Here is a 26,172-nt window from a genome sequence, read left to right on the forward strand (position 1 = left end):
GGTTCAGGCCCCCTGCCCGTGCGGCGCGGGCCGCCGGTTGCCCCAGGTCGCCAGCCAGTAGGACAGGGCCGAGAAGACCACGCCAACCGTCATCACCGCGATTACCGGCATCTGCGTGGTGCCCTGCAGCGATCCCACCAGAAAGGTGGCGCCGGAGCCGAGCCCCATCTGAATGAAGCCGCCAAGGCCCGAAGCCGTACCGGCCAGGCGCGGATTGACGCTGACGATGCCGGCCATGGCGTTGGGCAGGCTGAGACCATTGCCAAAGGCCACCGCCATCATCGGCCCGAACAGCGCCAGCGACGTAAACACGCCGCCCAGCGCCAGCGCCGCCATGATGGCGATGCCGACGACGGCAAACCCGATGCCGATGGCGATGGTGCGATGGCTGCCGATCCGGCGTGACGCCCGGGTGGCGGCAAAGTTGCCGGCCATGAAGCCGCCCGAGACCATGACGAACAGCAGGCCGAAGGCACTGGGCGGCAGGCCCATCAGATTGATGATGATGAAGGGCGACGCGGTGATGAAGGAAAAGAATATCGCGGTGGAAAACGCCGCCTGAAAGGCATAGCCGACAAAGGCCGGCTCGCGCATCAGCCGCCCATAACCGCGGACCATCTCCGCCATATTGGGCAGGGCCGCGGCCTCTTTCAGGGTCTCCGGCAGGTTAAAGACCGCAAAGGCCATGACCACCCCGCCGAAGATCGCAACAAAGGCAAAGCTCGATCGCCAGCCCAGATGAACATCGAGAAAACCGCCGATGGTCGGCGCCAGCATCGGCGCCACTACCATGGCCATGGTGATATAGGCGATGACCCCGGCCGAGCGTTCACGGTCATAAAGGTCGCGGACCATGGCGCGGGCTATGACCATGCCGGCAATACCGCCGGCGGCCTGCACCACGCGGCCGGCCAGTAACAGCGGCAGGGTCGGCGCCACTGTCGCCATGATGCTGCCGGCAACATAAAGCCCAAGCCCCCACAGCATGGTGATGCGCCGGCCGTAGCGATCCGCCAGCGGGCCGTAGACGAGCTGCGAGAAGGCCATGGCCAGCAGATACAGGGTCAGGGTCAGTTGGACCATGGCGTAGCTGGTGTCGAACACCGCCACCAGACCGGGCATGGACGGATGAAAGATGTTCAGCGCCAAAGGCCCGGTTGCCGTTGTGGCAACCAGAATGGCGAGCGACGGACGCAGCGGCAGAGCCATAGCGCACAAATCCATCTGCCGGTGTGCCCTGCGGCAGATCGGCGGTAGAGACGCCGGCATGACCGGCAGTGGGATGGGACGGGCCACGAAGGCGCGGTAGCGCACGGCCGACCAGCGGACAGACCCGCTAGACCTTGATCTAGTGGGATGGTCGGGGGCTGTCCAGCCGCCCGGCCGGCGGGTTCCGGCAATGTCCAGCGAAATTGGCCCAAACGCTACGGTTTCCTAATCACCTGTTCAGGGTCTTGGCGGCATGGTCCGCCTTCCACAGGCCGTCCGACCGGACGGCCGCAACGGAGAGCGGCCCATGGACATCATCGCTCTGGCCTCGCAAAAGGGCGGATCGGGCAAGACGACGCTGGCTGGCCATCTGGCGGTGGCGGCGGACCAGGCAGGCTTCGGGCCGGTTGCCCTGATGGACACCGATCCGCAGGGCAGCCTGTCGGACTGGTGGAACGCGCGCGCGCAGGAGACCCCGGCCTTCGCCCGGCCCGGCCTCGAATCGCTGGACCATGACATCGAACGCATGACCCGCGACGGCATCCGCCTGCTCATCATGGACACGCCGCCGGCCATTACCCACACCATCGCCCGGGTCATCGGCGTCGCCGATCTGGTGGTGGTGCCCACACGGCCCAGTCCCCATGATCTGCGCGCGGCCGGCGCCACGGTTGATCTCAGCGAAGAGCTGGACAAGCCCTTCGTCTTCGTTATCAACGGCGCCACCCCGCGCGCCCGTATCACGGCGGAGGCAGCCATCGCGCTCAGCCAGCATGGCACCGTGGCGCCCGTCATCTGTCACCAGCGAACCGATTTCGCGGCGTCCATGATCGACGGCCGCACGGTGCTGGAAACCAATGCCTCAGGACGCTCGGCCGGTGAAATCGCCAGCCTGTGGACCTATCTGGCCGACCGCCTGGGACGGCGACACACCGTGACGGTGGCCACCGCCAGACAGCCAGTAGCCCTGGGCTGGCGATCATGAGCCAGCCGCACCTGACCAGCGCCCTGCTGGTGCGCAAAGGCGACGCCCGTCCGACGCTGGCCGCCACGGTGAAAGCGGCGAAGGCCGCCGCCGCACGCCCGGCCAACGGCAGGTCCGTCACCGCCACGACCGATGCCGAGGCGGTGCGCCGTCTGCCGCCGCCCTTCGGCCATGCGCCGCGCGCCGTCGGCGACGCACGCACAGCCACCCCGCCACAAGCCGCCCGCTCCGCCCGGCCCAACCGGCAGACCCCTGCCCGCCTGTCACTGCGCCTGACGCCTGATGATCACCGACGCCTGCGCATTCTCGCCGCCAATCGCGCCACCACCCTGCAAAGCCTGCTGGCCGAGGCGGTCACTGTCTATCTGGACCGCACCGCCGCAGCCGACCCGGCCTGCCTCTGCCTGGCGCCGCGCCGGCCGCCTGGCGACGCCTCTGCCGCAGACGGCAACAGCTGAGAGACGCCATGCGCGATCCTGCCAACGACCATGCCTCGCTCGACGCCAGCCTGGTGCGTCGCCGCACCGCCGCGCCGCAGTCGGTCCGCGCCCGCCAGCCGGTACGCGCGCCGCACACCACGCGGTTCGCCACGCCAGCTCCGGAGCCCGCCACCGCCGTGCCGACAACCACCACGGACGATAGCCCCGCTGACAGCGTCCCTGCCGACCACCAACCGCCCCTTGAGCGGCTGATGGACGCGCTGCGGCAGGCCACGGCCGGATGGGACGCCCACCCGCGGGCCACCACGCCGCAGCCGACGGCCCCAGAGAGCATGACCGCGCTTGCCGACTACGGGCCCGCTGGCGCCGGCGTGGACCTGTTTGACTACTGGTCCTTGCGCCGCAACGGACGGCGCTGCCCCTCGGCGGTTGAGCTCGACCCGGCGCGTCTGGCGCGCGACTGGCCACAGGCTTTCGAGATTGCCTCGGCCAGCCTGGTGACAGCCAGCAGCGCAGACGCCCTGGCGTCCATACGTCAGGCCTGGCAGCGGCGGCCGCAGGCCCGGCACATGGCCGATGCTTGCCCGGCCACTTCTGGCAAGCCAGGCACCGGCGAGCAGGGTCCGGTCCCGCCCGACGCCTGCTTTGACTGGCTGGCCAATCTGGCGCGCACGGCCGCCCGGGTCGGGCGGGCCATTGACGTGTCGGAGTCTTTTGACAGCGCCGACGGCGCCGGTGACCGCGCCGAAGGCGCTAGTGACCGCGGCGGCGGGCGCTGGCGCGCCGTCGTTCTGCCGCTCAGCGCCAGCCAGACGCGCATCGATTCCCTGCTCTGCCAGGTGACGCCCGGAGTAGCGAAATCACCGTTGGCCGGCTAATCGGCGACCCACTTGCCATCCTGCCGATCACCACTTCGTCGGGCCCGGCACAGATCGCCGGCCATCGCCTGCTAGTCGCTGCGGGAGTCGAGGCGGAACCGTGTCGTCACATACTCCACAAGTGTTTCCAGACAATGATCGATACTGGCACTGGCGGTATCCAGGACCAGTTCCGCTGAGTCCGGTGCTTCATAGGGCGCTGAGATGCCGGTGAAGTCGGCGATCTCGCCGCGCCGCGCCCGGGCATAGAGCCCCTTGGGGTCACGCTCTTCGCAGACCGTGACGTCGGTGCTGAGATGAACTTCATGAAAACGCGATCCGGCTGCCTGGCGGGCCCGCTCGCGGTCCGCCCGATATGGCGAAATAAACGCCGAAATGACGATTTCCCCCGCATCGGCAAACAGGGCGGCCACCTCGCCAACCCGCCGTATGTTCTCCGCCCGGTCTTCCGGCGTAAAGCCCAGATTGCTGTTCAGGCCCGCGCGCACATTGTCGCCGTCAAGCACATAGACATGATAGCCGCGCCTGAACAGCGCCTGCTCCAGGGCGATGGCCAGAGTTGACTTGCCCGACCCCGACAGGCCGGTGAACCACAGCACGCCGCCCTGATGCCCCTTCTGCCGCACCCGCATGTCGGCGGTCACCTTGTGCAACACCGGTGTCAGGTTGCTGCTGCGCCGGGTGATCGACAGGCGCTGGTCGGGATAGTCGTGCATATCCACTGTGCCGCCGGCCACCACATCAAAACCGTCGAGCAGAACGAAGCGGGCCAGCGCCGGCGGTCCGCCGGCCATCTCAACCACCGCCATGGCGGGGGTGCGCAGCAGCACTTCGGCTATGCCATGACGCGACACGATACCGCCCGCATCACGGGCCAGGGTATCGGGGTCAATACGGGCGCGCACCGCTTCCACAATGACCGGGTGACGCGCCGTGCCCAGTTTGATGGTCAGGCCGTCGCCCGCCTCCAGCGGGCGCTGGCCGAGCCACACCAGACGGGCGGCGAACACATTGGTCTCCATCGGCGCATCCGCCTCGTGACTGACCACCTCGCCGCGCTCAACAAACAGATCGTCAGTCAGTTCCAGAGCGATGGACTGGCCGGCCATGGCCTCCGCCGGCGATGTCTCCGGCGGCCATGTCTCGACCGCCGCCACTGCCGAAAGGCGATTGGATGGGGACAGCACCACAGGGTCACCGCGCTTGATTTTGCCACTGGTGACCCGTCCGGCCAGCAGCCGCCGCTCTCCTACGCGGTAGACATGCTGCACCGGCAGGCGAAAGGGCTGGTCGGCAAGCGACGGCTTTGCGGTCAGCCGCGCCAGCGCCGACAGCACCGTGTCACCATGGTGCCAGGCCAGGGTGGCGGCAGGCTGCGTGACATTGGCGCCGGTTGCCGCCGCCACCGGCACCACCGTCAGCGGTGTCAGCCCAAGCTCGCCCAGATAGGATCGCACTTCATCGGCGATGGCGGCAAAGCGCGACTGGTCGTGGTTCACCAGATCCATCTTGTTGACCACCACGATGATCTGGCTCAGGCCCAGCAGGTGCAGCAGGCTGGCATGGCGTCGCGTCTGCTCGCGGACCCCGTCCGCCGCATCCACCAGCAACAGGGCGGCATCGGCATCGGCCGCACCGGCGACCATGTTGGTGATGAACTCACGATGGCCCGGCGCGTCAATGATGCGATAGGACTGGCCATCATGGTGAAACCGCACCCGGCTTGAATCGATGGTGACGCCCTGGTCGCGCTCGGCCTGAAAGGCATCCAGCAGAAAAGCCCACTCCAGCGGGCGGCCACGCCGGGTCGACGCCGCCTCCACCCGCGCCCGGGCCTCCGGCGGCAGAGCATCCAGCTCATACAGAAGACGGCCGATCAGAGTGGATTTTCCATGGTCCACATGACCGGCCACCACCAGGCCGAAGCCGGGCTCCGATTCCGCCATCATGGCCATCACATATAACCGGCGGCGCGCAGCCGTTCGAATGCGTCTTCCGACTCATGATCCATGGCGCGGCCGGCGCGCTCGCTCTCCCGCGTTGCCTCAAGCTCGGCGATGACCTGCTCGATCGTCGTCGCCTGACTGGCCACGGGCGAGGTGATGTCCTGGTCGCCCAGCGAGCGATAGCGCTTGCCGTCGCGGGCAAAATACAGGTCCACCAGCGGAATGCCTTCGCGCGCCGCATAGCGCCACACGTCCAGCTCTGTCCAGTCGAGGATCGGGTGGATGCGCACATGAGTGCCCGGCGGAAACTCCGTCTTGTAGTGGTCCCAGAACTCCGGCGGCTGATCGCGCACGTCCCATTCGCCTGTGGCGCTGCGTGGGCTGAAGATACGCTCCTTGGCGCGGATCGCCTGTTCGTCCCGACGGATTCCGGCAATGACGCCGGTATAGCCCTGGCTGGCGATCAACCGGCGCAGACCCTCTGTTTTGCGCGCCGCGCTGCGAGCCGCCGGTGGCAGGGACGGGTCCATCTCCTCCACCGGCGGACAATCGCCGATGGTCAGATCAAGGCCCCATTCCCTGGCATAGCGGTCGCGGAAGGCATACATTTCGGGAAACTTGCGCCCGGTATCCACATGCACCACGGGAAACGGGATGCGACCGAAGAATGCCTTGCGGGCAAGCCACAGCAAGACGTTGGAATCCTTGCCGATGGACCACAGCAATGCCGGCCGGCGGATCTGGCTGTGCGTCTCGCGCAGGATATAGATCGATTCCGCTTCCAACCGGTCCAGGGAGTCCATGATCTGTCCTGTCTTATGCCTGCAGGCGGACCGCGCCGCGATGCCGCCATCGGGCGCCACATCGTCTGGCGATGGTATAAGGGGGCCGGTCCCGCCGCCGCAAAGGATTTTCTCTAGGTCGTGCCTGTCTCCCTGTCCACCAGCACTCCCCGGTTCTGGACCCATTTCCGGCTGCGTGTGCGCAAACTCCTGGCCATTGCCGGCCATGGCCGGTGGCGACGCGCCTTCCGCGCCACCGGCGTCGCCCCGGCGATAGAGCATGACGGGGCATGGCCGGATTTTGCCACGGTGGTGGATATTGGCGCCCACCGCGGCCAGTTCAGCCTTTTTGCCCGCCGCCGCTGGCCCGCCGCGCGGATCTATGCCTTCGAGCCACAGGCCGCGCCAGCGGCGGACTTTGCACGCATCTTCGACGGCGACGCCAAGGTGCGGCTGTTTCCCCTGGCCGTCGCGCCGATCACCGGCGAGGCGGATATGCACCTGGCGACGGCCAGTGATTCCTCATCCCTCCTGCCCATTGGCGACGCGCAGGAACGTCTGTTTGGCACCACGGCCGGCGGCACGGCGCGGATCCGTCTGGCGCCCCTCGATACCAGCCTGAGGGCGCAGGACGTGGTGGCGCCCGCCTTGCTGAAGATCGACGTTCAAGGCAGCGAGCTGGATGTCCTCAAAGGGTGCGAATCACTGCTTGGCCGCTTTAGCGCACTCTATGTGGAATGTTCGTGGGTTGAGCTCTATGCCGGCCAGGCGCTGGCCGATCAGGTAATCGCCTGGCTCGCCGGGCGCGGCTTTCGTTTGAGCGACACCCGCAACCTGAGCCACGATGGCGATGGCCGGCCGGTGCAGGCCGACCTGCTGTTCAGCCGGGCCTCAGACGGCTGAGGCCTTGCCGCCAGCCAGCAGCGCTTCAAACCGCTGGCCGATGCGGTCCATATCGAATGCTTGTTCGGCGAAAGCGCGGCCGGCCTTGCCCATAGCTATGCGCTGCGCCTGGTCGGCCATCAGCCGCCGCGCCTGGTCGGCCATCGCCAGCCGCTCGCCGGGGGCCACAACCACACCGGCGCCGCTTTCCAGCAACCGACGCGCCGCCAGATTCTCCGTCGGCAATGTGGCCAGGATCGGCCGGCCCGCGCACAGATAGCTCAGCACCTTGGAGGGAACTGAAAACGCACCGGCGTCATGCTCCAGCACGGCCAGCAGCACGTCGCCTGACGCCAGCACGTCGCTGAAGGAAAAGGCCGGGGCAAAATCGAACAATCGCAGGCCTTCAAGGCCGCGCCGGGCCTTCTCCTGCTCCAGCCAGTCGCGGCCGCGGCCTTCGCTGACCACCGCCACGACGGCATTGTCCCCGGCCAGGTCATCGGCCAGGTCGGCCAGGATCGCCGGGTCGTGCTTGAGCCCCAGAGTGCCGGCATAAAGCAGTACAAACCTGTCCGCCAGTCCGTTCGGGCGGCTCCAGCCGTTGGCCTTCTGGCCGGGCTGCACATCGTTCAGCGAGGCCCAGTTCTCGATAATCGTGACCGCCTGGCGATTGATGCCGTGGCGTATCAAAAGCGGCACATGATCGGGGGAAATGGTGATGACCGCCGCACTGGCCCGCAGTACGCCATACTCCACGGCCCCGACCAGTCGGCCCAGCAGGGCCCGTCGGCGGCGACCATCGACCGCGCCGGGCACACGGGTCGCGCCGCCTATGGCCACCCGCGCCGCCGCTTCCGCGTAGATATCCTGCAGCCAGTAGACAAAACGCGCGTCACAGCGTCTGGCCGCCGTCAGCAAACGGCGCTGGATCAGCGGCGAGGCGTTGCCCGCAAGAATGGCGTCTGGACGAAACGACCGGACGCGCCGGGCAAGCCGTCCGCCATAGTCCCATTCCTGCCGCGCCCGTCGCACCAGGCTGTATTTGTCGAGCCGGTCATGACGTCCCACCACCGGCTCGATCTGCAGTGTCGGTGGATCGTCCGGGCGCCGGGAAACATCGCCCCGCGGCGAGCCCACCGCCGGGCTCGACAGATGGAGAAGGTGATGGCCGCGACCTGCCAGCCAGCGACAAAGCTGCAGCGGAAAGGCGTGGGCCGGATAGTCATGAACGACGAAACGCATGGTCCACCGACAATGGCTTGACGGGCCTTTCTATCGCACATCGCCCTGTCAGTCGTCCCGCTTCGGTCATCCCGATTCAACCGATCCGCCCGCCAGGCGCGCCCGTCCGGCCATGTTGCCCGGGTGGCCGCCATGCGGCACACTTCCGCCGCGACCTCGCAAGACGGGACAGATACAGATGGCAACGCATATCAAAGCCGCTCGCGCCACCGGCACCGGTGCGGCTGACCGGCCGGAGCGCCAGCCTTTCAGCGGCTATTACACGGCCAGCCAGCCGGAGCCCGACAACGATCTGACCCGTACCGGTCCTGGTACGCCATGCGGCGAATACATGCGCCGCTACTGGCAGCCCATCGCCATCCTCGAAGAACTGCCGCCGGACAACCGGCCCTATGCGCTCAATGTGCTGGGCGAGGAACTGGTGCTGTTCAAGGACCTCTCCGGCCACTGGGGCCTGCTGCACGCCCACTGCGCGCACCGTCAGGCATCGCTGGAGTTCGGCATCGTCTGCGACCACGGCATCCGCTGCTGCTACCACGGCTGGCAGTTCGATGTGGACGGTACCCTGCTCTATGCCGGGGCGGAGCCGGAGAACAGCCCGCTGTTCAAGCGCGTCCGCCAGGGCGCCTATCCGGTGCAGGAATACAAGGGAATCCTCTTCGCCTATATGGGGCCGCCGGACCACAAGCCGGATTTTCCCATCTACGACACCTTTACCCTGCCGGACGTAGAGGCCAAGCCCTACTCCATCGACATGCCGTGCAACTGGCTGCAGATCGGCGAGAACGTGGTGGACCCCTATCACACGGTCTTTCTCCACACCCGGGTCAGCGGCACCCAGTTCTCCGATGCCTTTGCCCAGTTGCCCCATGTGGAGTGGTTCGAAATGCCAAGCGGCTCCGGCCTCTATCTGTTCAACGTGCGGCGGGTGCAGGACAATCTGTGGATCCGCGTCCAGGAGGCCATTCGCCCCAATTTCAGCCAGACCGGCGACATCTGGCAGGACCCCAAGACGGAGAAGATCTTCAACCGGGTGGGTCTCTCCAAATGGATGACGCCGATGACCGACACCACAACCAAGGTCATCGGCTGGCGGTGGTTCGGCGAGCATCTGGACAGTTCCGGCAAGGCCGACTGGGACAGCGTCGGTCGCAACAAGATTGATTTCGAGGGCCAGACCGAGCAGCGCACCTACGAGGAACGGCAGAAGCGTCCCGGCGACTATGAGGCCATCGCCTCGCAGGGGCCGATCACCCTGCACAAGAAAGAGAATCTGGGCATGAGCGACGGCGGCGTGGCGCTCTACCGCCGTTTGTTGCGGCGCAATATCCAGATGCTGCAGGATGGCGAACCCCTGCCGGAGCCGGTGCGCAATGGCGATGGCACGCTGGCCACCTATTCCCAGGACACCGTGCTGCGGGTGCCGCCGGCCAATGAGGATGACAAGGGCAAACGGGTGGAAATCGCCCGCAACGTCGCCCGCTTCGTCGTCGAGAGCGATACCCTGGCGCCGGCGGCGCGCACCGCGGAAATCCGCCGCCGCATTTTGGAGGAGCTGGGTATCCCGGTCAGCGCCGGCGCCTGAACCGAACGCTGTGCGGACCATGAGCGACGGCGCACCGTCCCTCGCCGCCCTGTTGGCGGAAAGCTGCCGTCGCCATGCGGAGCGGCCGGCCCTGTCGTGGCCCGAGGCTGCGGCCTCGCCGCTCGCCAGCCTGACCTATGGCGCGTTGTGGACAGCGGTGGAGGACATGGCCGGCCGCCTGCTGGCCCTCGGGCTCGCCGCCGGCGACCGGCTGGCGGTGCAGGCCGGCAAGAGCCCGACCCTGACCCTGCTTTACCTTGCCTGCATCCGCTCGGGCATCGTCTTTCTGCCCTTCAACACCGCCTACCGGCCCGCCGAACTGGCCTATATGTGCGGCGATGCAAGGCCTTCCCTTTTGCTGTGCGATGCCGCCGGAGCAGACGACCTGGCCGGCGTCGCGCGTGCCGCAGGCTCCCGCCTTCTCCCCCTCGAAACCACCACTGCCGGCGGCTTCGCCGACGCCCTGTCAGCGACGACGGTGCAAGCGGCCCCGCTGCCCATGCCCGCCGCCGACGCCGCCGCCGTCATGCTCTACACCTCCGGCACCACCGGCCGGCCTAAAGGGGCGGTCCTGACCCAGGCCAATCTGGCCACCAACACCCTGGCCCTGCGCGATGTCTGGGCCTGGCGCGACGACGACCGCCTGCTGCATGCCTTGCCGCTCTATCACACCCACGGCCTGTTTCCGGCCCTCAACCTGTCCCTGGCCGGCGGCGGAGAGTGCCTCATGCTGGCCACCTTCGATGCCGCCACGGTTCTGCGCCACTTGTCGCAGGCAACCGTGTTCATGGGAGTTCCCACCTACTACGCCCGCCTGCTGCGTGAAGACGCGCTCACTGCCGCCGCGTGCCGCCACATGCGTCTGTTCGTGTCCGGTTCGGCGCCGCTGCCGGATGCGCTGTTCCACGCCTTTGCCGGCCGCACCGGCCAGACAATCGTTGAGCGCTACGGCATGACCGAAGCGGTGATGATCACGTCAAACACCCTGGATGACCGGCGACCCGGCTGTGCCGGCCGGCCGCTGCCCGGCGTGGAACTGCGCATCACGGACGAGTCCGGCATCCTGCCTGCCGACCATGACGGCGGCATCGAAATCCGCGGCCCCAACGTCTTTCCCGGCTATTGGCAGGCGCCGGACAAAACCGCCGAAGCGTTCCGTGACGACGGCTGGTTCATCACCGGTGACCGTGGCCGGCTGGACGAGGCAGGCCGGCTCTGGATCTCCGGCCGCAGCAGCGATCTCATCATCTCGGGCGGCCTCAACGTATCGCCGCGCGAGGTGGAAACGGTGCTGGACCGCCTGCCGGGGGTGGCTGAATCCGCCGTCATCGGTGTGCCTCATGAGGAGTGGGGCGAGGCGGTGGTGGCGCTGGTCTGTGCCGCGGCGGGTGGGCCGCCGCCAGACGAATCCGCCCTTCTGGCCGGCCTTGGCGATCTGGCCGCCTTCAAGCGACCCAAGCGCGTGGTGGTGGTCGACAGCCTGCCGCGCAACGCCATGGGCAAGGTGGAAAAAGCGCGGCTGCGCAAGGAATGGCAGAACCTCTTCACCGCGCGCGTCTGAGCTCTGTCGCAGGGTTTGCTGTCCCGTCTTGCAAGACGGCCCAACCGCGCCTAGCTGTGATCACTCTGCCGGCAGGCTTTGCCCGGCCACGCTCCCCGGATACCCCATGACCCAAAGACCCGACTCCGCCCCGTCATCGACCCCCTTATCGCCCCCGACCAATACGCCCCCCGCTCACGCGCCGGTAGCGGAGCGCCGCGAGGTGGTGACCGTCCGCCACGGCCAGCGCCACAGCGACCCCTATGCCTGGCTGCGTGACGATAACTGGCAACAGGTCATGCGCGACCCATCCGTCCTCAGGCCCGATATTCTGGCTTATCTGGAGGCGGAAAACGCCTGGACCGCCGCAGTCATGGCGCCCACCGAAGCGTTGCAGGAAAGACTGGTCGCGGAAATGCGCGGCCGCATCAAAGAGGACGATTCATCGGTCCCGACCCCGGACGGCCCCTGGGATTATTACATGCGCTTTGCCGAAGACGCGGAGCATCCTCTGTATTGCCGCTCACGCCGCGGTCAGCCGGACAGCGAACAGGTGCTGCTGGATTCCCACGCCGCCAGCCTGCAACACCCGTTCTTTCGAATCACCGGTATGGCGCACAGCCCCGATCATCGCCGCCTGGCCACCGCCACGGATATCACTGGTTCTGAATACAGCCTGATCCGCATCCTCGACATGGAGTCCGGCGAGTGGCTCGCCGATGAAATCGCCTCCGCCCAGGGCGACGTTGTGTGGTCGGCGGATTCCGCCACCCTGTTCTACACCTGGCTGGACGACAATCACCGGCCGGCCGAGGTGCGCCGTCACACCCTCGGCCAGACCGGTGATGATGCGCGGGTCTATGCGGAGGCGGACAGCGCTTTCTATCTGGGGGTCGGCAAGACCGAGAGTGGTCGCCTCATCGTTATCGATGCCCACGATCACTCCACCGCGGAACTGCACATCGTCCCGGCCGATGCGCCCGATACACCGCCGGTCTGTTTTCGGCCGCGCCGCCACGATCAGGATTATGACCTGAGCGATCATGGCGAGCGTGTCTATCTGCGCACCAACATCGCCTGCGACGGCACAATGGCGGAGGATTACCGCATTGTCGCCACGCGGCTTGACCAGCCCGACCCCGCACACTGGACGGAGGTGGTGCCGCATCGGCCCGGCACCCTCATCCTGGCCATGCTGGTGTTTCGCGACTGGCTGGTCTGGCACGAGCGGGAAGACGGCATGCCGCGTATTGTGGTTCGCCACATCGCAACCGGCGACGAACATTCCATCGCCATGGACGAGGAGGTGTTCGACCTGGCGCCCCGGCCAGGCTATGAGTTTGCCACGGACACACTGCGCTTCGTCTTTTCATCGCCGCGCACCCCGGCCGAGACCTTCGACTATGACATGGCCACCCGTCAGCGCACCTTGCGCAAGACCCAGGAAGTGCCGAGCGGCCATGATCCGGCCGACTATCAGACACGCCGACTGATGGTGCCGGCACACGATGGCGAACAGGTGCCGGTGTCGCTGCTGTGGCACAGGGATACGCCGCTCGACGGCACCGCACCGGTTCTCCTGTACGGCTACGGCTCTTACGGCATCACCATTCCCATGGCCTTTACCACTAACCGGTTTTCCCTGGTGAATCGCGGTTTCATCTACGCCCACGCCCACATCCGGGGCGGCAAGGACCGCGGCTATCGCTGGTATCGCGACGGCAAGATGGCCAGCAAGATGAACACCTTTCGTGACTTCATCTCAGCCGCCGAAGGGCTGATTGACAACGGCCTGGCACGGCGCGGCCGAATCGCCATTCATGGCGGTTCCGCCGGCGGGCTCTTGGTCGGCGCGGTCATCAACATGGCGCCGGACCTGTTCATGGCCTGTATTGCCGACGTGCCGTTCGTCGACGTCATGAACACCATGTGCGACCCGTCCCTGCCACTGACCCCGCCTGAATGGAAAGAGTGGGGCAATCCCATAGAGTCACAGGAACATTATCGTCACATTCTGGAATACTCGCCCTACGACAATGTGCGGAGCCAGGCCTATCCCCATGTGCTGGCCACCGGCGGCCTGTCCGATCCGCGCGTCACCTATTGGGAGCCGGCGAAGTGGGTAGCGAAGCTGCGCGCCCTCAGAACCGATGACCGGATGACCCTGCTGAAGATCAATCTGGAAGCCGGCCATGGCGGGTCCGCCGGTCGCTTCGACAAGCTGGGCGAAGTGGCGCTGGCCTATGCCTTCCTGCTCAAGGTGTTCGGGATTGGCGACTGACGGCCGGTCAGCGTTGCAGACGGATGCCGGATACCGTCGCGCCTCGTGTCGCCAGCGTCGTCAGCGCCAGACAGTCTAGATCGGCGCCACTGGCCTCGTCACGGCACTGCGGCATGGCCTCCAGCCGCAGTGATGCGACGCCGCCGCAGTCGCCATCCCAAAGTGGCAGTGAAAAGCGCGTGGACGCCCCGGCTACAAGCGGCGCCAGGTCGAGCCGCAGGCGGCGCACCGTTACGCCTGCCCCATCCAACACGGCCAGGTCCATGGCGAAGCGATCAAGATCGCCGGCCAGGGTGCTCTCTATCGATAGTGTAGCGACGCAGGCGCCACGCAGCACCACCGCCCGCTCCAAAGCGAAAGTCAGTCCGCCGGCCGGGCTTGCCTGCTGGGCGAGAGCCACCGGCGGCGTCATGGCCATGACCAGGACACAGCTCATCACCATCCATCGTTTCATGTTCGCTCCAGATATTCCGGCCGGTCGGCCCGCGCATCGTGGCGCAGGCTGAAGATCACCCGTTCTTCAACAATGTTATCAACCGCATGGAATGGCCGCTTGCGGTCTCCGGGAAAGCCGGGCGCGCGCATGAGCACTGCCTCACCTGGCCCCAGCGGCACGTCATTCGCCGCACTGCCGGCGCGGTCTTCCGCAATACGAAAACGCCCTTTCCCTTTGAGCAGCAGAATCAGAATCAGCCGCTCATAGCGGATATGGTCGCGATGAAAGCCGATTCCGGCCGACCCAACGGGATAGCGTTGCACTACCCGGTCGCTCAGACGAAGCGGCGCACACAGCGGCGGATCACCCAGCGCCAGCCCCTCATTCACTAGCGCCTCAATAGCGTCCGCCGCCGGATGGAAGGGCGTATCTGCCGGCGGCGGCCAGCAGATCCAGAAATCCTGCATGACGGTGGCGCCCCCTGTCGTCTGTACCGGTCGCGACCGGCGCACCGGCAGGCCGGCCTCCGCCGCCAGCAACATGTCGCAGCCGGCTTGGTCCACCAGGCGCAGGCTGACCGCGTCTCCCGCCACCAGACAGCGCAGCGCCGCCGCCACCTGCAGTGGCGAGGCCACCAGATGGCGGGAGAACGCCACCGCCATCATCGCGCCGCCGCCACGGTGTCAGGCGCCGCGGCCTGCGGCGTCCTGCGCGGTGCGGCTGTCATAGGCCCGCCACAACAGCATGCCGCCGATCAATGCGCCAACGAAGACGAAACTGGGCCAGCGTCCGGCCGCCAGCCCGGCGATGGCCGGGCCCGGGCACAGCCCCACCAGGCCCCAGCCGATTCCGAAAATCGCCGCGCCGCTCAGCAGGCGCGGATCAATGTCACGCCGTTCCGGCAAGTGAAAGCGCACATCGAACAGGGGCGCCGGCCGGCGCCAGACCAGACGATAGCCGATGAAGGCGACCGCCACCGCCCCGGCCAGGACCAGCGCCAGGCTGGGGTCCCAGGCGCCACTCACATCGAGAAAGTTGAGCACTTTCGCCGGGTCGGTCATCTGCGACAGGCTGAGGCCGAAGCCGAACACCAGACCGGCGGTGAGTCCGCCCAGGGCACGCCATGTATTGGCCATGTGGAGCCTCCTATATGGCAATCAGGTGGCGGGTGACGAACACCGTTACGATGGCCACCGCCAGATAAACCAGAGTGGCGGCGATGGAACGGGAAGACAGACGGGCCATTCCGCAAACACCATGGCCACTGGTGCAGCCATGGCCCATGCGGGTGCCAATCCCCACCAGCAACCCGCCGGCAATAAGCAGCAGGACCGACTGGCTGATCTGCACCGGCGGCGGCGTAACGGCCAGCGCCCGATGCAGTGCGGCGCCGCCCACCAGACCAAGCACGAACAGCCCCTGCCAGGCAAAGTCAGGCGATGCTTTGGCGCCGCCGCCAAGACGCTGCGCCACGCCGCCCACAACGCCGCTAACGCCGGCGATGCGTCCGTTGAACAGCATCAGCAGCGTCGCCGCCAGACCAATGAGAGCGCCGCCGATCAGGGCGGACACCGGTGTGAACTCCGTCATGACCCTCTCCCGCCAATTGGCGGACCGTCGCTGCCGCCAGGCAGGCGGTCCGGTGCCTTACAATGTGGCGACCGGCAGGGGCGATACAAGGACCATGCGACAGTTCGCCCGACCGCCCCGGGGCTAAGGGGCCGGACCGGCGCCTGTCAGGCGGTCGGCGGCGATTGCGGGGGCGGATGGCCATCCACCAGGGTCGCCGCCGTCGCCAGATCACCCAGCCACAGCCACAGCGCCAGCAGCGGTGTGTCTCCCGCCTGCATGGCGTGCGCCTGGCCGCTGTCATGGACAATCACATCCGGCGGCGAGCGCTCGGCCCAGCCGTCGCCCTGGCGATACCACTGCGCCGGGCCGGTCAGCGGCACATACAGTTCCACTGCCGGGTGGACATGGGCCGGATAGTGAAAGCCCGGCGCCAGCAACAGGAACCCCAGAGCCAGAGCATCGCTCTCCATCAGGCCGCCCGGTCCCGCCACCAGGCTGTAGCCATAGCTGCGCAGGAATCCCGGCTTGCCCGAATAGTTGGCATTCTGCACCCACTGCAGCGCCCGCCGCAGGCCGCGCACATTGGGCGCCAACCGCCAGGCGCGCTGGCCCTCTGCCGCCTTGGTGGCGGCCGCCAGATGCGCCGTCACCGGTATTGGCCGCGGCGCCTGCATCGCCGCATCCGGCTTCAGGCTCTTCAGAACCGTCACCGCCTGCATCACATGTTCGTTCTGCCGCGCCTCGCAACGCGAAAGGTGTGCGGCCAGGTCATTGAACAGATAGCGCAGCACCCGGTTCGATTCGTCCGGTTCCAGCGCCGGCTCACCGTCACTCATGGGCATTCCCGCGCGGCGTTCCCCGGACCATCAGCCGCGCTTGGGGCGCGGCGAGCCGCGCTTGGCCGCCGGGCGCTTGGCGGCGGTGCGTTTGGGTGCCGGGCGGCGACCCGCCACTGGCTTTGGCCGCGCCGGCGGACGCGGCGCCGGCTTGCGGGTCACGACCTTGGCCCTGGACCGTGCGACTGCTTTGGTTCTGGGCGGCGGAAAAGCACCGGTCAGGGCGCCGTCGCCCAGTGCTGTGGCCAGCCGCTCCAGCTCACGGCCTGTATTGCGCTCACCCTTGCCATCGAACGGCCGGACGATGCTGCGGACCCCGTCCAGGAACGCTGCCAGTTGCGGCGGCGCCTTGCGCTCGGTCACCCACAGCGCCTGGCTCGCCACCGTCGCCAGAATGGCCATGGCGGAATCGAAACAGCGATTGGCCGTGAGGTGCTTCTGATAGGCGAAGAAGGTGGGTGAGGCCACGTCGTTCTGGCCATAGCCGCCGCCTTCGCTGGGCGGCAGGAAGGTGCGTTGGGCGGCATGGCGCGCTTCCTCGCCGAAGCCGATCTGAATGAAACCCAGAATAGCCGTGCCAAACCCCTCTCCCTTGGTCAGGTAGTTGGGCAATTCGCTGACCGCGGTGTTCTGCATCTTTGTGGTGTGATGATCGGCCAGGGTCACCAGATCCGCATAGGCGGCGTTGAGAGAATCAATGGCCGGATAGGCGGTGCCATTGTGATAGCCGCCGTTCGATACGGTGTAGCCCAGCGGCTTCTGCTTCGTCGGCAGGACATAGGTCGGATTGCCGTTGACCGAAGCAATGGCATAGCCCGCCACCTCCTCGGCGGTGGCCACCGCCCGCCGCGCCGCGCCCAGAACCCGCGGCAGGATGCGCCACGACACCGGCGCCTGGTAGAAGCGCCGGTCCTTTGCTCCGCCGCGCAGCAGGGCGTTGATGCGACGGATGGCCTCGCCCTCATACGGGTCGCCCCACAGGTGCACCAGATCGGGATCATAGGCCTCCAGCGGCGCCCGCATGGCCTCTATGGACAGACAAAAGACCTGTTCCGCCAGTTCCAGCCGACGCCGGGCGACCAGCGCCACGTCGGCAATCAGGCCGGCGGTGGCCGACGAGCCGGCGAACAGAGCGCCGGGCTCGCCTTCCTCCCAGTCGCCTTCCGGCATGGCCGACAGCACATGCGCCAGGGGCAGGATTTCGCCGGCGCCCACCTGCCCCGACAGGGGAACCTCCGGCAGCGGACGATCGAGCATGGCGGCCAGACGCTCTGCGATGGCCGGCCGCACCTTGCCATGGCCTTCGATCAGGCTCGACAGCAGTGAGAAGATGATGCCGCGCACCACCCGGTCAGGCAGCATCTGTGTACCGAACCCGGCACCGGTCTGGCGTGTGGGGTTGGTCCGCTCGGCGTGCTTGCGCTGCTCTTCGGGGCTGACCGCCGTCTTGGCCTGCGGTCCGAAGCCGCTGGTCACACCATAAATGAACTGCGTAGGATCGGATTCGAGAAATGCGCGAAAGCTCTTGCGCGCATCGGTCATGGCCTTCTTTGCTCGCGGCCCCACCTTCAGGCTCTCGCCACCCAGCATGACCCGACGATAATTCTCCAGCGTAAAGTCACGCCGGCTATTGACGATGACCGTCATCGCGTCCGCCCTCCTGCGGTTCGTTTGCGCGTGGCGACGCGCGTACGGGGGGTCTTTCCTGGTGCCCGCCCTGATGCCCGTCCGGATGGAAGCAAAGTGTCCGACCCGCTCTCCACCATGGCAGAGAAAGCGTCAGCCAGGCGCTTTCCGTCATCGCCCAGACGACGGGTGCTTTCCACCACCGGAAATAGCTGGCGGATTTCGTCCAGGAACCCGGCCAGCGACGGCGGCGCCTTGCGCTTGGTCACCCACAGGGCCTGGCTGGCCACCGGCGCCAGCACCGCCAGCACCATGTCCAGCAGCCGGGCGATCTTCGCTTCCGCCCGCCAGGCGGCGAAGCCGGGGCTGGAAATATCATCCTGCTCTGATGCGGCCGGCTCCGCCGGCGACAGCAGACTTGGCTCCATCAGGCGCCGCATCTCGTCCACAAAGCCGTTCGGCACATACTCGAAATAGGTGGTCGAATGGCCTGACAGCCAGTCGGTGCCCGGCACCAGCAAGCGGTCGGGGATCAGTGAATACTCGCCCTTGTGCAGCTTGACCGAATGGCGATGGGCGAGGGTTGCCAGATCAACCCAACTCGCCGCCACACTGTCCAGAGTTGGCGGCACGATGGCGTTGTGATAGGTGCCGGTGCTCATGGTCTTGCCATAGGGCAGGCCACGACGCGGCGGGACGAAGGTGGGGTTGGCGGCGGTGACGGCGATGGAATGGGCCGCCGTCTCCTCCAGCGCGGCAACCGCGCGGTGGGCCTGGCCCAGAACCCGCGGCAGGATGCGCCACGACACCGGCGCCTGATAGGTGCGCCGGCCCTTGCGCGGCACCCCTTTGAGCCAGCGGTTGAGGCCATCCAGCGCCGCTCCTTCGTGGGGGTCCGCCCACAGCGGCTTGAGCGCCGGGTCATAGGCTTCCAGTGGCGCGGCCAACCCTTCGATGGACAGCGCGAACACCTTCTCCACAAGCTCCAGCCGGCGACGCGCCTGAAGAGCGGCGATACCGCCCATGGCGCTGACGAAGGGCGCGCCATTGCCGCTACCGGCCTGGTATCCCTTGACCTTCTGCTGCCATGTGGGGCTGTACAGCGCGAACAACGGCATGATCTCACCGGCTGCCGTCAGCCCCTGTGCCGGCACCGGCGGCAACGGCTTGTCCAGCATACCGGCGATCAGTTTGGCACGGTCGGGGTGGGTTGCGGTGGTGCCGTCAATGAACATGGCCAGGGTGGCGAAAATGGCGCCGCGCACCACGCTCTCCGGCAGATCGTCGTCGCCGAAGGCCAGAGCGGCAAACGGCATACCACGGCTCATGCGCTTTTTCTGTTCTTCCGGCGCGCGATGGTTCTTGGCATCGGGGCCGCCACCGGATGTCACGCCATAGATGAACTTGCCGCGATTCTTGTCCACATGAACCTGGAAATCGTCATGCGCCTTGCCGATGGCCTTAAGCGCCGCCGGCGAGAAGCGAACCGATTCGCCGCCGATGGCCACGCGTTGCAGGTTGGCCAGCGAAAAATCCCGCCGCGAGGCCAGGGTTACCGTCATGCCGCATCTCCCCAAAGGCGCATCGGGCAAGCCGCCGCACAGCCGCGGATTCACTGCCCCAGTGAAATGAGTGTTCGCATATCGTCGCCGGCGAACGGTCCATTGTGACGCTGGCTGCCGCCTGGCGCCAGACCCCAACGCGTGTCCCCAACGCCCGGCCCTGTATCTGACCGAGGCGACGACCGGACGTATACCGGGCCTCTCACCCTCGCCCATGAAAATGCGGCGTCCGTCATGCGACGGGCCTTGCCCTTCGCCGGGCCTTTGGCATCATGGGCCCATGCGGGCCGGCCCTCGCCGGCCCCGGGGGAACTGATCCATGCTGAACCTGCACTACTATCCCAACACCCTGTCACTGGTGCCGCATATGGTACTGGAGGAGACCCGCCTGCCCTACAAGCTGGTGCTGGTGGACCGCCGCGGACCGCGCACCAAGGCCTATCTCAAACTCAATCCCGAGGGAAAGGTGCCGACGGTCACCGACGGCAGCCAGGTCATCACCGAGACCATGGCGATCCTCATGACCATTGCCGACAAGTCCGGCAAGCTGGCACCCAAGGTGGGCACGAAGCGCCGGGCCGACTGGTACCGCTGGTCCGCCTTCGTCGGCGACACGGTGAAGGAAGCGGTTTTCCGCTTCTTCCGCATCGGCCGGGAGGAGAAGAACGCGAAAGTCCGCAAGCAGAAGCAGGAGGTGGCGCGCAAACAGCTCGATGATCTGTGGCAGGCGGTGGATCGCCACCTGTCCGCCGGCGGCCCCTATCTGCTGGGCAAATCGGTGACGACCCCCGACTTCCACCTTCACCTGATGGAGCTGTGGGATCCCGACCCCAAGCGCCTTGCCGCCACTTTCCGTCATGTGGGCAAGCATATGGAACGCATGGCGGCGCGGCCGGCGGTCAAGCGCGTGGTGGCGCAACATGCCAAAGAGCGGGCTGAGCTCCAGGCCACCGCCTGAATCTCCTGGTCACCCGGTGCAGGCAATGACCATGGCGCGCGACCCGGCCGCCGGCGAGCCACGGCGCATCCCTATGGAGGCGCCGTGGTCTTGGCTGGCGGCCGGTTGGCAGGATCTGTGGCGGGTGCCGCACATAGGCCTGACCTATGGCGCCCTGTTCACCATTATCGGCCTGGCCCTGACCCTCGGTCTCATGTGGCTGGAAATGCTCTACGCGGCCGTACCGCTGGCGGCGGGTTTCATGCTGCTTGGCCCGTTGCTGGCGGTCGGTCTCTATGACACCAGCCGGCGGCTGGATAAGGGCCAGCCCGTAAGCCTTGCCAGTGCTCTGTCGCTGTCACTGCGGGCGCCAGGGCGGCTGGCCATGGCTGGCCTTTTTCTGGCCCTCGCCCTGCTGGCCTGGCTCTATCTCGCCACCGTGCTGTTCGCCCTGTTCTATGGCCATGCGGCGCCGGCGCTTGATCAGGCCTTTACCACTTTGCTGTTCACCGTCCGGGGCCTGGTGTTTCTTGCCCTGGGCACCGCCGTCGGCGGCGTCCTGGCGGCTTTCGTCTTTGCCATCAGTGCCTTCTCCATTCCTCTGCTGCTCGAGCGCGACAGAGAGCCGGTCGATGCCATGTTGGAAAGCCTGCGCCGGGTGCGGGAAAACCCGAAGCCCATGCTGCTGTGGGCCTGGCTGATCGTCATGGTCACCGCCTGCGGTCTGGTGACACTGGGCATCGGCCTGATTATCACCTTTCCGCTGGTCGGCCATGCCACGTGGCACGCCTACCGCGACACCTATGGGCGGTCAGCGGACTGATCGCCGGGCGGGTGGCCCGTGTCGCCGTCATCGGCGCCGTCATCATCGAACAGAATGCGATGGGCCGCGCCTTCCAGATCATCGAACTGGCCGTTGCGCAGCGCCCATAGGAATGCGCAGAGGCCCAGAAGGCCGAGAGTCAGCGCCGCCGCCATAAGATAGATGATGATGCTCATGTGGCCGCCATCACGTCCGCCGCCGCGTCACCCGACGGCGCCGCGCCGACGACGCGGGGCCGGCGGTGCAGGCGCAGGGCATTGAGCGTCACCAGCAGGGACGAGGCCGACATGGCCACCGCCGCCACCAGCGGCGAGGCAAGGCCCAGCGCCGCCACGGGCACCGCCACCAGATTGTAGGCCACGGCCAGCCCGAAGTTCTGCAGGACCAGCCGGCGCGCCTTGCGGGCCACCGCCAGAGCTTCATGGACCGGTGCCAGCCGCTCGCCCTGAAACACCAGATCGGCGGCGGTCTGGCTGATGTCCGCCGCACTGGCCGGCGACATGGAGACCCAGGCGGCGGCCAGCGCCGGCGCGTCGTTCAGCCCGTCACCCACCATCAGGACGCGCCGACCCGATGCCGCCAGCGCCTGGATGCGGGAAATCTTGCCGGCCGGCGGCAGGGCGCCGGCCCAGTCGTCAATACCCGTATGGCGGGCTACCGCCTGCACTACGACGGGCCGGTCGCCGGACAACAGGCTGACCCCCAGGCCCTGCCCCTGCAGCCCGCGCACCACGCTCGCCGCATCGCTGCGCGGCTGATCCACAAAGCACAGGCGGCGCGGCGGCGCATCGCCATCGCGGATCCACAATTCCGGCCCCGCTGGCGCGGCGGGTTCCCCATCCCCGCCCGTGCCCGCCTCTCCGCCCGCGTTCCTGAGCCCGCCCTCGCTCCTGTCCGGGCCCGGTTCGCTATGGCTAGCCCCATCACTGTCTGCGGACCCGCACCAGTCGCGCCGGCCAAGCCGCAGACGGTGCCCGGAAACCATTCCTTCCAGTCCACTGCCGGCCTCTTCGCGCACATCGCCCGGCGCGGTCAGGTGGAGGCCGGCGCCTTCCGCCGCCCGCACCAGCGCCCGCGCCAGCGGATGGCGGCTGGCCGAAGCAAGAGAGGCGGCTCTGGCCAGCAGATCATCGGCGACGGACCCGCCACAGCCCTCGACCTTGCCCACCAGATCCGGTTGTCCCCGCGTCAGGGTGCCGGTCTTGTCCAGCACCACATGATCCACCTGGGCCAGCCGCTCCAGTGCGTCGCCGCTCTTGACCAGTATGCCGCTGCGCAACAACCGGCTGGCCGCCGCCACCTGCACCGCCGGCACTGCCAGGCCCAGGGCACAGGGACAGGTGATAATGAGCACGGCGATGGCGGTGGTGACCGCCACCGTCCACGGCGCGCCGGCCGCCAGCCACGCCACGGCGGTCAGCGCGGCGGCCGCATGAACCAGCGGCACATAGATCTGCGCCGCCCGGTCGGCCAGACGCACCAGGGCCGAACGACCCTGACCGGCCGACTCCATCAACCGCACAATATCCGCCAACAAAGTATCGTCGCCGGCCGCCGTCACAGTGATGGTCAGCGCGCCGCCGCCATTAAGTGTGCCGGCGAAGACCCGTGCGCCCGGGGCCACCGGTTGCGGCAGCGTCTCGCCACTGACCAGACTGTTGTCCACTTCCGAACGACCGGCGGTGACCCGGCCATCCACCGGCACCCGGTCGCCGGGCGCCACATGGACAATCATCCCGGCGCGCACATCGGCCACCGGCAGTGCCCGCCGCTGGCCGTCACGGTCCACCACGGTTGCCGCCACCGCGTTGAGGCCCAGCAAGTTGGCTGCTACATCCCGCGCCCGGCCACGCATGCGCTGATCCAGATAGCGTCCGACCAGAAGCAGGAACAGAAGCATCACCGAAGCGTCGAAATAGACTCTGTCGCCGCCGCTGGCGGTTTGCGCCAGGCTCATGCCGGCGGCAAGGATCACAGCCAGAGAAATCGGCACGTCCATATTGACGTGGCCGCCGCGCAACGCAGCCACGGCGGAGTGGAAGAAGGGCCGTCCGGCATAGACCACCGCCGGCAGGGCGATCAAGGCGGAGACCCAGTGCATCAGGCCGCGCGTCGCCGGCCCCATGTCGGCGGCAAGACCGGCCCACACACTGACAGACAGCAGCATGACGTTGGCCGCGGCGAATCCGGCCACGGCCATAGCCCGGAGCAGCTCTCGTTCGCGCGTGCGGTCCTGCTTGTTCATCAGCGCCGCATCGAACGGGGCCAGGCGGTAGCCGCGCGCGGTCACCCGCGAGAGCAGCCGCGCCGGGTCGGCGGCCCCGTCGCGCCAGGCCAGCGCCAGTCGGCGGTTGGTCAGGTTCACCCGCGCCTCGACGACGCCCGGCTGACCTTCCAGCGCCGTCTCGATGGTACGCACACACGCCGCACAGTGGATATTTCCCACCAGAAGGCTGAGCGCCGCCACGCCGCCGGGCCGCTCAGTCACATAGCGGCTGTAGTCAAAGCTGCCAGTCTCCGGGTTGGCGTTGGTGGCGGCTGTGTCGGTCATGGCGCCATAATCCGCTGGCGCAGGCGAAACACCTGGTCGTCGCGCGCCACCTCTACCTCCAGATCCCACTGGCCAGCGACCGGCGCCACTAGCTCTGCGCGCCACCGGCCGTCGCCGACCGCGACGAAGGCCAGCGCCTGATCAAGCCCGGCGGCAGTCGGTCGCGTCAGCCGACCCTCCAGCGTAAGACCACGCAAAACGCTGCCGTCGCGGTCGCGGAGCTCCAGCTCAATGGCCATGTGCCCGCCGTCCAGTGGCCGGACGTCGGTCCCTACCTGCCAGCCCAGCGCCGCCTGCGTTTCGGCCTGACGCAATGTATCGTTGTAGGCCAGTCCCTCGGCATAGGATTCATCCGACGTCAGGCCGGACCAGGTGTCCAGCGCCAGCCAGATAAACGCCCCATTAGCCAGGAAAATCAAAGCGAAGAACGCCAGCACCATCACCAGCACATGGCGGCCCGTAAGGCGGCGTTTGACCGTCTTGTCGTTCATGGCCTCGCCACCACCTCGCTCATATCAGCCAGGCGGGCCATTGAAACTTGTACCCTGACGCAAGGTCGTCGCCGGCGCGCCGCCGCTGCTCCGTTCCCTGACAATGAAATAAATCCCGGCGCTGCCATCATCCGGCAGGCTGGCGCGCGGCGCGCTGACAAAGACGCGGTAGCTTTCCACCGTGTCCGGGCCCACCACCAGGCTATCCAGATCACGCCCGCCGGGCGTCGCCAGCGCGATCTCGCTGCCTTGCAGGCCGTCTATGGCCAGATCAAAAACACGGCTCTCCCGCGCCTTGTTGAGCAGGCGCAGGGTATAGCCATTGCGAATCGACCCGTCCGCCAGAGTGACATAGAGCGGATTTCGATCACGCAGCAGATTGACCTCCATGTCCGTACGGCTCAACAGGGCAACAGTCATGACCGCGCAGACCAGCCCCAGCGCCAGAGCGTAAATGATGGTGCGTGGGCGCACCAGACGATAGGCCATCGGCCCGCCGCCCCAGGCCTTCGGCACGGACAGACCGGACGTTGGCGCGGAGCGAACGGCGGCCGGAGCGCTAGCCGCCTTCGCCGCGACGCGGGCGTCCGCCAGGCGGAACGTGTCATAGCCGATCAGACCACGCGGCAAGTCCACGCGATCCATGATCCGGTCGCACGCGTCGATGCACAGCGCGCAGTTGATGCACTCGAGCTGCGCCCCGTCGCGTATGTCGATTCCCATCGGACAGGCCGCCACACAGTTGTTGCAGTCTATGCAATGGCCACGACCGTCCCAGGCCTCGCCCTTCTTGTGGGCGCCGCGCGGCTCGCCGCGATCCGCGCGGTAAGACACCATCAGAGTGTCCTCGTCGAACATGGCGCCCTGAATGCGCGGCCACGGGCACATGTAGATGCACACCTGCTCGCGGGCCAGGCCACCCAGCAGATAGGTGGTGCCGGTCAGGATGGCGATGGTGATGTAGGCCACCGACGGCGCTTGCAGCGTGACCAGGCTCACCAGCAGGTTCGGCGCATCGGCAAAATAGAACACCCAGGCGCCGCCGGTCAGCATGGCGATCACCAGCCAGGCCACATGTTTGCCGCCCTTACGGAAAATCTTCACCGGACCCCACGGCGCGCGAGCCAGACGGATCTGCGCGTTGCGGCTGCCTTCAAACAATCGCTCCACCTGGACGAACAGATCCGTCCACACCGTCTGCGGACAGGCATAGCCGCACCACACCCGGCCCAGCAAGGCGGTGGCAAGGAACAGGGCCAGGGCGGCAATCACCAGAAGACCGGTCAGGAAGTAGATTTCCTGCGGCCAGATCTCGATCCAGAAAAAGAAGAACCGGCGCGCCGGAATATCCAGCAACACCGCTTGATCCGGTACGCCGGCGCCGCGGTCAAGGCGTATCCATGGCGTGCCGTAGTAGACCGCCAGCGTCAGCCCCATAACGATCCACTTGATGCGGCGGAACGTGCCACGGACCGCCAGCGGACGAATCGCCTGACGTTTGGCGTAGAGGGACCGCTGATCGGCCTTGTTGACCGCTTCGACGGGCGCTTCGATCTCTGTCGTCATGA

General features: G+C 67.1%; 23 protein-coding genes and 1 pseudogene. 9 read left to right on the forward strand and 15 right to left on the reverse strand.

Features of this window, described 5'->3' with window-relative positions:
- Nucleotides 1–3 precede the first annotated feature (3 nt).
- Complete coding sequence (locus RIE31_11460) at nt 4–1,209, reverse strand: multidrug effflux MFS transporter (protein ID MEQ8641201.1); 1,206 nt, start codon at nt 1,207–1,209, stop codon at nt 4–6.
- A gap of 307 nt (nt 1,210–1,516) precedes the next feature.
- Here RIE31_11460 and RIE31_11465 point away from each other — a divergent pair, with 307 nt between their 5' ends.
- From RIE31_11465 to RIE31_11475, 3 genes are read left to right on the forward strand one after another with little or no spacing between them, the layout of a single operon-like run.
- Nucleotides 1,517–2,194, forward strand: coding sequence for a ParA family protein (locus RIE31_11465; GenBank protein ID MEQ8641202.1), 678 nt, complete (start codon nt 1,517–1,519; stop codon nt 2,192–2,194).
- Entirely contained in the window at nt 2,191–2,652 is a 462-nt protein-coding gene (locus RIE31_11470; GenBank protein MEQ8641203.1) for a hypothetical protein, read from the forward strand. The genes RIE31_11465 and RIE31_11470 overlap by 4 nt, the downstream gene beginning before the upstream one ends.
- A gap of 8 nt (nt 2,653–2,660) precedes the next feature.
- Complete coding sequence (locus RIE31_11475) at nt 2,661–3,512, forward strand: hypothetical protein (GenBank protein ID MEQ8641204.1); 852 nt, start codon at nt 2,661–2,663, stop codon at nt 3,510–3,512.
- A gap of 71 nt (nt 3,513–3,583) precedes the next feature.
- Here RIE31_11475 and cysC read toward each other — a convergent pair whose 3' ends face one another.
- Both cysC and cysD read right to left on the reverse strand, forming a co-directional pair.
- On the reverse strand, nt 3,584–5,461 hold the full coding sequence (gene cysC / locus RIE31_11480; GenBank protein MEQ8641205.1) for an adenylyl-sulfate kinase: 1,878 nt from the start codon (nt 5,459–5,461) through the stop codon (nt 3,584–3,586).
- A gap of 5 nt (nt 5,462–5,466) precedes the next feature.
- Nucleotides 5,467–6,261 (reverse strand): sulfate adenylyltransferase subunit CysD, encoded by a 795-nt coding sequence (gene cysD / locus RIE31_11485; protein MEQ8641206.1) that lies wholly within the window; start codon nt 6,259–6,261, stop codon nt 5,467–5,469.
- 120 nt (nt 6,262–6,381) lie between these two features.
- Here cysD and RIE31_11490 point away from each other — a divergent pair, with 120 nt between their 5' ends.
- The gene (locus RIE31_11490; GenBank protein ID MEQ8641207.1) at nt 6,382–7,143 is read left to right on the forward strand and encodes an FkbM family methyltransferase; all 762 of its coding nucleotides are present in this window, start codon (nt 6,382–6,384) and stop codon (nt 7,141–7,143) included.
- Here RIE31_11490 and RIE31_11495 read toward each other — a convergent pair.
- Entirely contained in the window at nt 7,132–8,364 is a 1,233-nt protein-coding gene (locus RIE31_11495; GenBank protein ID MEQ8641208.1) for a glycosyltransferase family 4 protein, read from the reverse strand. The genes RIE31_11490 and RIE31_11495 overlap by 12 nt on opposite strands.
- Nucleotides 8,365–8,542: 178 nt before the next feature.
- On the opposite strand from RIE31_11495, the gene RIE31_11500 reads away from it, so the two are divergent.
- From RIE31_11500 to RIE31_11510, 3 genes are all read left to right on the forward strand, one after another.
- Nucleotides 8,543–9,949, forward strand: coding sequence for an aromatic ring-hydroxylating dioxygenase subunit alpha (locus RIE31_11500; GenBank protein MEQ8641209.1), 1,407 nt, complete (start codon nt 8,543–8,545; stop codon nt 9,947–9,949).
- Between the two features lie 19 nt (nt 9,950–9,968).
- On the forward strand, nt 9,969–11,510 hold the full coding sequence (locus tag RIE31_11505) for an AMP-binding protein (protein MEQ8641210.1): 1,542 nt from the start codon (nt 9,969–9,971) through the stop codon (nt 11,508–11,510).
- A gap of 106 nt (nt 11,511–11,616) precedes the next feature.
- Nucleotides 11,617–13,770 (forward strand): S9 family peptidase, encoded by a 2,154-nt coding sequence (locus RIE31_11510; protein MEQ8641211.1) that lies wholly within the window; start codon nt 11,617–11,619, stop codon nt 13,768–13,770.
- Between the two features lie 7 nt (nt 13,771–13,777).
- On the opposite strand, the gene RIE31_11515 is transcribed toward RIE31_11510, so the two are convergent.
- The 7 genes and pseudogenes from RIE31_11515 to RIE31_11545 form a co-directional block, all read right to left on the reverse strand.
- Complete coding sequence (locus tag RIE31_11515) at nt 13,778–14,224, reverse strand: hypothetical protein (GenBank protein ID MEQ8641212.1); 447 nt, start codon at nt 14,222–14,224, stop codon at nt 13,778–13,780.
- A complete protein-coding gene (locus tag RIE31_11520) occupies nt 14,221–14,871 on the reverse strand; it encodes a hypothetical protein (protein ID MEQ8641213.1) in 651 nt (216 codons plus the stop codon). The genes RIE31_11515 and RIE31_11520 overlap by 4 nt, the downstream gene beginning before the upstream one ends.
- Nucleotides 14,872–14,889: 18 nt before the next feature.
- The gene (locus tag RIE31_11525; protein ID MEQ8641214.1) at nt 14,890–15,342 is read right to left on the reverse strand and encodes a YeeE/YedE family protein; all 453 of its coding nucleotides are present in this window, start codon (nt 15,340–15,342) and stop codon (nt 14,890–14,892) included.
- Between the two features lie 10 nt (nt 15,343–15,352).
- Nucleotides 15,353–15,811, reverse strand: a pseudogene (locus RIE31_11530) (YeeE/YedE family protein).
- Between the two features lie 131 nt (nt 15,812–15,942).
- A complete protein-coding gene (locus RIE31_11535; protein ID MEQ8641215.1) occupies nt 15,943–16,614 on the reverse strand; it encodes a dimethylsulfonioproprionate lyase family protein in 672 nt (223 codons plus the stop codon).
- A gap of 30 nt (nt 16,615–16,644) precedes the next feature.
- A complete protein-coding gene (locus RIE31_11540; GenBank protein MEQ8641216.1) occupies nt 16,645–18,261 on the reverse strand; it encodes an aromatic amino acid lyase in 1,617 nt (538 codons plus the stop codon).
- Nucleotides 18,258–19,802 (reverse strand): aromatic amino acid lyase, encoded by a 1,545-nt coding sequence (locus RIE31_11545; protein ID MEQ8641217.1) that lies wholly within the window; start codon nt 19,800–19,802, stop codon nt 18,258–18,260. Before RIE31_11545 ends, RIE31_11540 begins: the two co-directional genes overlap by 4 nt.
- Nucleotides 19,803–20,121: 319 nt before the next feature.
- Here RIE31_11545 and RIE31_11550 point away from each other — a divergent pair, with 319 nt between their 5' ends.
- The gene (locus RIE31_11550; protein ID MEQ8641218.1) at nt 20,122–20,760 is read left to right on the forward strand and encodes a glutathione S-transferase family protein; all 639 of its coding nucleotides are present in this window, start codon (nt 20,122–20,124) and stop codon (nt 20,758–20,760) included.
- Nucleotides 20,761–20,791: 31 nt separating this feature from the next.
- Nucleotides 20,792–21,562, forward strand: a complete 771-nt coding sequence (locus RIE31_11555) for a DUF2189 domain-containing protein (protein MEQ8641219.1) — start codon at nt 20,792–20,794, stop codon at nt 21,560–21,562.
- Here the strand turns inward: RIE31_11555 and ccoS are convergent.
- Genes ccoS through ccoG form a run of 4 tightly spaced genes read right to left on the reverse strand, consistent with a single transcriptional unit; the run spans nt 21,541 to nt 26,170 of the window.
- Nucleotides 21,541–21,738: a cbb3-type cytochrome oxidase assembly protein CcoS gene (ccoS, locus tag RIE31_11560; GenBank protein ID MEQ8641220.1), complete on the reverse strand. Its 198-nt coding sequence runs from the start codon at nt 21,736–21,738 to the stop codon at nt 21,541–21,543. The genes RIE31_11555 and ccoS overlap by 22 nt on opposite strands.
- Nucleotides 21,735–24,113: a heavy metal translocating P-type ATPase gene (locus RIE31_11565; GenBank protein MEQ8641221.1), complete on the reverse strand. Its 2,379-nt coding sequence runs from the start codon at nt 24,111–24,113 to the stop codon at nt 21,735–21,737. Before RIE31_11565 ends, ccoS begins: the two co-directional genes overlap by 4 nt.
- Nucleotides 24,110–24,604 carry a FixH family protein gene (locus tag RIE31_11570; GenBank protein ID MEQ8641222.1) on the reverse strand — a complete coding sequence of 165 codons (495 nt, stop codon included), beginning with the start codon at nt 24,602–24,604 and terminating at the stop codon, nt 24,110–24,112. The genes RIE31_11565 and RIE31_11570 overlap by 4 nt, the downstream gene beginning before the upstream one ends.
- A 24-nt stretch (nt 24,605–24,628) precedes the next feature.
- On the reverse strand, nt 24,629–26,170 hold the full coding sequence (gene ccoG / locus RIE31_11575) for a cytochrome c oxidase accessory protein CcoG (protein MEQ8641223.1): 1,542 nt from the start codon (nt 26,168–26,170) through the stop codon (nt 24,629–24,631).
- Between the last annotated feature and the right edge of the window lie 2 nt (nt 26,171–26,172).

The sequence above is a fragment of the Alphaproteobacteria bacterium genome, assembly GCA_040218575.1.
In the GTDB taxonomy this organism is placed as follows: Bacteria; Pseudomonadota; Alphaproteobacteria; order JAVJRE01; family JAVJRE01; genus JAVJRE01.